This window comes from Bizionia saleffrena, from assembly GCF_008086175.1.
Lineage (GTDB): Bacteria > Bacteroidota > Bacteroidia > Flavobacteriales > Flavobacteriaceae > Bizionia > Bizionia saleffrena.
In genome coordinates, this window is the sequence record NZ_VSKM01000026.1 from 1 (window position 1) to 5,901 (window position 5,901).

Annotated in this window: 6 protein-coding genes and 1 tRNA gene; 4 read left to right on the forward strand and 3 right to left on the reverse strand. The window is 35.2% G+C overall.

Annotated elements, in window-relative coordinates; all coding sequences use genetic code 11:
- The coding region (locus ES676_RS14340; RefSeq protein WP_148371015.1) for a transposase at positions 1 to 215 on the forward strand (215 nt) is incomplete at its 5' end.
- Positions 208 to 441 (forward strand): transposase, encoded by a 234-nt coding sequence (locus ES676_RS14345; RefSeq protein ID WP_148371016.1) that lies wholly within the window; start codon positions 208 to 210, stop codon positions 439 to 441. The genes ES676_RS14340 and ES676_RS14345, both read left to right, overlap by 8 nt.
- Before the next feature lie 159 nt (positions 442 to 600).
- Here the strand turns inward: ES676_RS14345 and rpsT are convergent, their stop codons facing one another.
- The 3 genes from rpsT to proS form a co-directional block, all read right to left on the reverse strand.
- The gene (gene rpsT, locus ES676_RS14350; protein ID WP_148371017.1) at positions 601 to 852 is read right to left on the reverse strand and encodes a 30S ribosomal protein S20; all 252 of its coding nucleotides are present in this window, start codon (positions 850 to 852) and stop codon (positions 601 to 603) included.
- A 24-nt stretch (positions 853 to 876) separates the two neighbouring features.
- Positions 877 to 948: transfer RNA gene (locus tag ES676_RS14355), tRNA-Glu, on the reverse strand.
- 270 nt (positions 949 to 1,218) lie between these two features.
- Positions 1,219 to 2,697 (reverse strand): proline--tRNA ligase, encoded by a 1,479-nt coding sequence (proS, locus tag ES676_RS14360; RefSeq protein WP_148371018.1) that lies wholly within the window; start codon positions 2,695 to 2,697, stop codon positions 1,219 to 1,221.
- A 100-nt stretch (positions 2,698 to 2,797) separates the two neighbouring features.
- Between proS and ES676_RS14365 the strand changes: the two genes are divergently transcribed.
- On the forward strand, positions 2,798 to 3,808 hold the full coding sequence (locus tag ES676_RS14365) for a hypothetical protein (RefSeq protein ID WP_148371019.1): 1,011 nt from the start codon (positions 2,798 to 2,800) through the stop codon (positions 3,806 to 3,808).
- Positions 3,809 to 3,840: 32 nt separating this feature from the next.
- Positions 3,841 to 5,355, forward strand: coding sequence for an OmpP1/FadL family transporter (locus ES676_RS14370; RefSeq protein WP_148371020.1), 1,515 nt, complete (start codon positions 3,841 to 3,843; stop codon positions 5,353 to 5,355).
- The last annotated feature ends 546 nt before the right edge of the window (positions 5,356 to 5,901 follow it).

The following is a 5,901-nucleotide window of genomic DNA, read 5'->3' on the forward strand; positions in this document are numbered from 1 at the left end:
ATAACGAAGTAGAAAACTCAAATTTTAAGTCCTTCAATACCATTGCAAGGTCTATACAAATCCATTACAAACCAATTTTGAATTATTTTAACAACAGGAGCACCAATGCTTCCGCGGAATCTTTTAATGCAAAAATCAAAGAGTTCAGGTCGATGTTTAGAGGCGTAAGAGATGTTAAGTTTTTCTTGTTTAGACTTACTAAATTATATGTCTAATTTATGTCACTCCCCAAAAATATTCCTTGATACGTTTAAAGCCTTCAATACTATAGCTAACACAATACATATTAACTACAAATCAATTTTAAATTACTTCATAAATAGAAGCACAAATGCATCCGCAGAATCCTTTAACGCAAAAATTAAAGCCTTTAGAACACAATTTAGAGGTGTCAAAAATATAGAATTTTTCCTTTTTAGATTGACTACTATTTTTGCTTAAACACAACATTTGGGAATGATCCCTAAAATCGCATAACTTTTTCACTTGATCCGTTCTATGCTTTAGGTGACTGTAGTGTTTGCAAATAGAATTGACTTAACACAAAAGAGCCTAACGATTTCTCATTAGGCTCTCCTATTATTATATAACTAATACAGTTTAGATAGAAGCGACGTGCTTTACTAAAGTAGATTTTAAATTAGCAGCTTTGTTTGTGTGAATCACATTCTTCTTTGCTAATCTATCTAACATTGAGATTACTGAAGGCAATAATGCTTCTGCTTCTTTCTTATCTGTTAACTCACGTAATCTTTTAATCGCACTACGTGTCGTTTTATGCTGATATTTATTTCTTAAGCGTTTAGATTCATTACTTCTGATTCTTTTTAACGCTGACTTATGATTTGCCATTATTTTATTTTTATTAAAAAATTGTAGCCCGTAGGGGAGTCGAACCCCTCTTACCAGGATGAAAACCTGGCGTCCTAGCCGATAGACGAACGGGCCATTTTATTTTGAGTTTGCAAAGATATATTTTATTCTATAACCTGCAACACTTTTTTCAAATAACTTTTCACAATATTTATTCCTTATCGTGACTTACAATGTCTCCATTGCGGTTGCAAATATATATCTTATTTTCTAAACTCGCAACACTTTTTTTCAAATAACTTTCACAATTTATATTCCTTATTGTGAGCCACAATATCGCTATTGCGGATGCAAAGATACTCTTATTTTTAAATGTTGCAAGCTTAAAATAAAATAAAACAAAAATTAATAAGCTTTAGCAAACAAAACCCTTCTGTTTGAGACACTTCCAGAAAAAATACATTTTCCATTTTCTTCTTTAGCATCTAAAGGAATACATCTAATGGTTGCTTTTGTAACCTCTTTAATTTTATCTTCAGTCTCTATAGTACCATCCCAATGCGCCGATATAAAGCCTCCTTTACCGTCAATTACGGCTTTAAATTCTTCAAAAGTATCGACTTCTGTAATATGACTGTCTCTATAATCTAACGCTTTGTTGTATAAATCATCTTGAATTTCGGTCATCAGCCCTTCAACTTTATCTGTTAAGGTATTTAAAGAGACCACTTCTTTTGTTAGCGTGTCTCTACGCGCTAATTCTACGGTTCCGTTTTCAAGATCCTTTGGTCCTATTGCAATTCTTAAAGGCACACCTTGTAATTCGTGCTGCGCAAATTTTGCCCCCGGTCTATGCGTTGTTCTATTATCAAACTTTACAGTAATATGTTTTGCTCTTAAATCTTTCATAATACCATTTACAACTGATGTAATTTCTTCAAATTGCTCATCGGTTTTATAAATAGGAACAATAACCACTTGATTAGGCGCTAAATTTGGAGGCAATACTAAACCTAGATCATCACTATGCGTCATTATTAAAGCTCCCATTAATCGTGTAGAGACTCCCCAAGAGGTCGCCCAAACATACTCTTGCTTTCCTTCTTTATTGGTGAATTTTACATCGAATGCTTTGGCAAAATTCTGACCTAAAAAGTGAGAAGTTCCTGCCTGTAGCGCTTTACCATCTTGCATTAAGGCTTCAATGCAATAAGTATCAATGGCTCCGGCAAAACGTTCGCTTTCCGTTTTCACACCTTGAATAACAGGAATAGCCATAAAGTTTTCGGCAAACGTTGCATACACATTATTCATTGTTTGTGTTTCTTTTAATGCTTCGGCTTTTGTTTCGTGAGCCGTATGCCCTTCCTGCCATAAAAATTCGGAGGTTCGTAAAAACAATCGTGTACGCATTTCCCAGCGCACCACATTGGCCCATTGGTTAATTAAAAGTGGTAAGTCACGGTATGACTGTATCCATCCTTTATAAGTATTCCAGATAATAGCTTCACTGGTTGGTCTTACCACAAGTTCCTCTTCTAATTTAGCTTCAGGATCAACACGAAGTTTTCCTGGGTTATCGGGATCGTTTTGTAAACGGTAATGTGTTACAACAGCACATTCTTTAGCAAATCCCTCAGCATTTTTCTCTTCAGCTTCAAATAAACTTTTTGGTATTAGTAGCGGAAAATAAGCATTTTGGTGTCCTGTTTCCTTAAACATTCTATCTAATTCTGCTTGCATTTTCTCCCAGATTGCGTATCCGTAGGGTTTAATAACCATACATCCCCTAACTGCCGAGTTTTCGGCCATATCGGCTTTAACGACTAACTCGTTATACCATTTTGAGTAATCTTCTGCTCTACTCGTTAGTTTTTTGCTCATATTCAGTGTTTTGGCACAAATTTTGTGACTATGTTAAAAAAAGAAATAGTTTGACAAAACTAACTATTTTTGTTATGTTCAACAATAAAATACAAGAGATATGCAATTTAAAAACGATATACGCAGTAAAGTAACTATAAGCCTTGTCTTAATAGCGGCATTCGGGCTCTCTTCTTGTGGTTCCTACCAATACGTTGGCCAAGATAGCGATGGTATTTATAGTTCTAACGACGATTATGTAGAGCAAGAACAACCTGCAGTTGTTGAGAGTGATGATAACGATTCAAACAACAATAATTACTATGAAAACTACTTTTATGAAAAATCGAGTGCTTTAAATGTAGCCGATGAAGACAAAGAGGAAGAAGTATTCACCGATGTCGATAGTTACCAAGGTAATTACGACACAAATAGTGCAGATTCTGAAAGCTATGCGGGATGGGGACAAGAAAATGAAAATATTACCATTAATGTATATTCAAACGAAATAGGGTATGCTAATTACTGGAACAGACCATATTACGGATGGAACAATTGGGGATATTCTCGTCCATATTCTGGATGGAATGTAGGCTTTGGTTTTGGTCACGGCTATGGATTATATAGCGGTTACGGATGGAATTCCGGATATTACAATCCGTACTATAACCCCTATTATTATGGCGGTTACAATGGGTATTATGGAAACTATAACAACTCCCCTTATTACTCTAACAACCAATATTACAATAGAAATAGTGTTTCACGTAATGCAACACGAAGAGGGAATACGACGAGTAGAAACTCTGACGTAAGTAGAAACTCAGAATTAGGACGAAGAGTCTCAACCCAAGCGAGATCGAATTCAAATTCTAGAGCACGAACGGAGACATCAACAAGACAACGTACTGAAACTAATAATTCTCGAACTAGAGTAAGAACATCTGCTCCTAATAGAACGAGAACTTCGACACCTAGTAGAGCGAGAACCTCTGCACCAGCGCGTACCACAACGCCTAGAGCTACAACGCCGTCGCGTTCTAGATCTAACAATAATTCTATGAGTGCACCAAGAAGAAGCTCTAGCCCTTCGCCCTCAAGAAGTGGTGGTGGCTCTAGACGAAGAGGGTAATTGATAAAATTAAAAAGAAAGAAATAAATAATATGAAAAAGTTATTCTTACTGTTCATAGGTGTTTTATCTATGCCTACAATTACTGCACAGAATTTAAACGATGCTGTTCGCTACAGCGATGGAGAAATACAAGGTTCTGCTCGCTTCAGAGCCTTAAGCGGAGCTTTTGGTGCCTTAGGAGGCGATTTAAGCGCCATAACTATTAACCCAGCAGGATCTGCTGTATTTTTAAAAAGTTACGCGGCCATAACGCTTGGTAATACGAATACCAAAAATGAAACGTCCTACTTTAACGGAAGAAATAGCAGTTCCAACTCTAATTTTAATATTCAACAAGCTGGGGGTGTCTTTGTTTTTCAGAACAACTCTGGTTCACCTTGGAAAACAATAAGCTTAGCGGTGGCTTATGAAAACACTAAAAATTATGAAGACGATTGGATGTCTAACGGAATCAACACCCGCTCTATTGATTCTTATTTTTTAAATAATGCTCAAGGATTGCGTTTGGATGAAATTTCCGCGTTACCAGGAGAATCAACAAGTGACGCTTATTCGGAAATTGGAAGCGCTTATGGCTACCAAAACCAACAAGCCTTTTTAGGATATGACTCTTTTATTTTAGAGCCCAATACTAACGACGATGATAATACTGGTTATACGTCTAATATCGCAGGTGGAACCTTTAATCAAGAATATTCTTATGCAGCAACCGGTTATAATGGAAAAGTAGCATTCAATTTAGGAACACAATATGGTGAGAACGTTTATTTAGGTCTTAATTTAAATTCTCATTTTTTAAATTATGAACGTTCTACATTTTTATATGAACAAAATAATAATGCCGGGTCTATTGTAAACCAAGTTGGCTTCGAAAATAATATGTCGGTTACAGGTAGCGGGTTCTCCTTTCAATTAGGTAGTATTTTTAAATTAACTGAAGAATTTCGAGTTGGTTTATCATACAACTCACCAAAGTGGATGTCAATTGAAGAACAAACAACTCAATATCTAGAAACAGTTAGAGATGAAGCTGGGTCTAACGTTCTAAAAGTAATAGATCCTAGAATTTTAAATGTTTTTGAAGAATACAAATTACAAACTCCAGGAAAAATTACAGGAAGTTTGGCTTACGTTTTCGGCACCAAAGGTTTAATCAGTTTCGATTATTCAAGAAAAGATTATGCTAACACAAAGTTTAAACCCACATCCGATTCTTATTTCAGAGCGCAAAATGCCATTATTGAAAACCAATTAACTGCTGCGTCAACCTATAGAGTTGGTGGAGAATATAAGTTGAATCGTTTTAGTTTAAGAGGTGGCTATCGCTTTGAAGATAGCCCGTATGCTAATGGAGAAACAGTTGGCGACTTAAACGGGTATTCTATAGGATTGGGTTATAATTTCGGCAACCTCAATTTAGACTTAACCTTCGATCAATCTCAACAAGACAACAATTATCAATTATACAATAGCGGTTTAGTAGACTCTGCAGCTATCGACGCTGTTCAGTCTAATGTTACTTTAACTTTAGGTTTCCAGTTATAGAACACCATTTTAATACGCCTTTAAAAAAGCCTGAACATGTGTGTTTAGGCTTTTTTTTTGTGAGGTGTTTTCAATTAAATAAGGACATGAGATATAAGACTTTCAAGACCCCTTTTTTCAGAATTGAACCACAACTTAAATAATTAACACTACTTAATTGAACGTAGAAAGTCTACACTATGTGTTATAAGAAGAATGAATTATTATTTACAGCATTACATTTAAAAGTTACCCCTATTGATTTTTAAATATTATAAGCAATATTCCTCTAAAGGTTACTGAACTAAATTATTTTCAAACCTATCCGTCCTTTTTATTAGAATTAAGACCTCCTTTTTCCTTTAACTATAATAAACTATTAGACTTAAATTAAAATACTCACAACACCTCATTTACACATTGTACCAGCTATTCCTGTCCCCTACAGCTCTAACAAAACAACAAAACGCATAAGTTTAACTATAGGCATAAAAAAAACCTGAACAGTACTGTTCAGGTTTTTTTGGTGTATTCTATGTGATTATTATATCGCTTTTAGCGCTTTAG

Bases quoted from the DNA above. Each gene is read 5' to 3' on its own strand.
- ES676_RS14365 (WP_148371019.1), top strand. From the start codon at position 2,798: ATGCAATTTAAAAACGATATACGCAGTAAAGTAACTATAAGCCTTGTC.
- ES676_RS14345 (WP_148371016.1), top strand. From the start codon at position 208: ATGTCTAATTTATGTCACTCCCCAAAAATATTCCTTGATACGTTTAAA.
- proS (WP_148371018.1), bottom strand. From the start codon at position 2,697: ATGAGCAAAAAACTAACGAGTAGAGCAGAAGATTACTCAAAATGGTAT.
- rpsT (WP_148371017.1), bottom strand. From the start codon at position 852: ATGGCAAATCATAAGTCAGCGTTAAAAAGAATCAGAAGTAATGAATCT.
- ES676_RS14370 (WP_148371020.1), top strand. From the start codon at position 3,841: ATGAAAAAGTTATTCTTACTGTTCATAGGTGTTTTATCTATGCCTACA.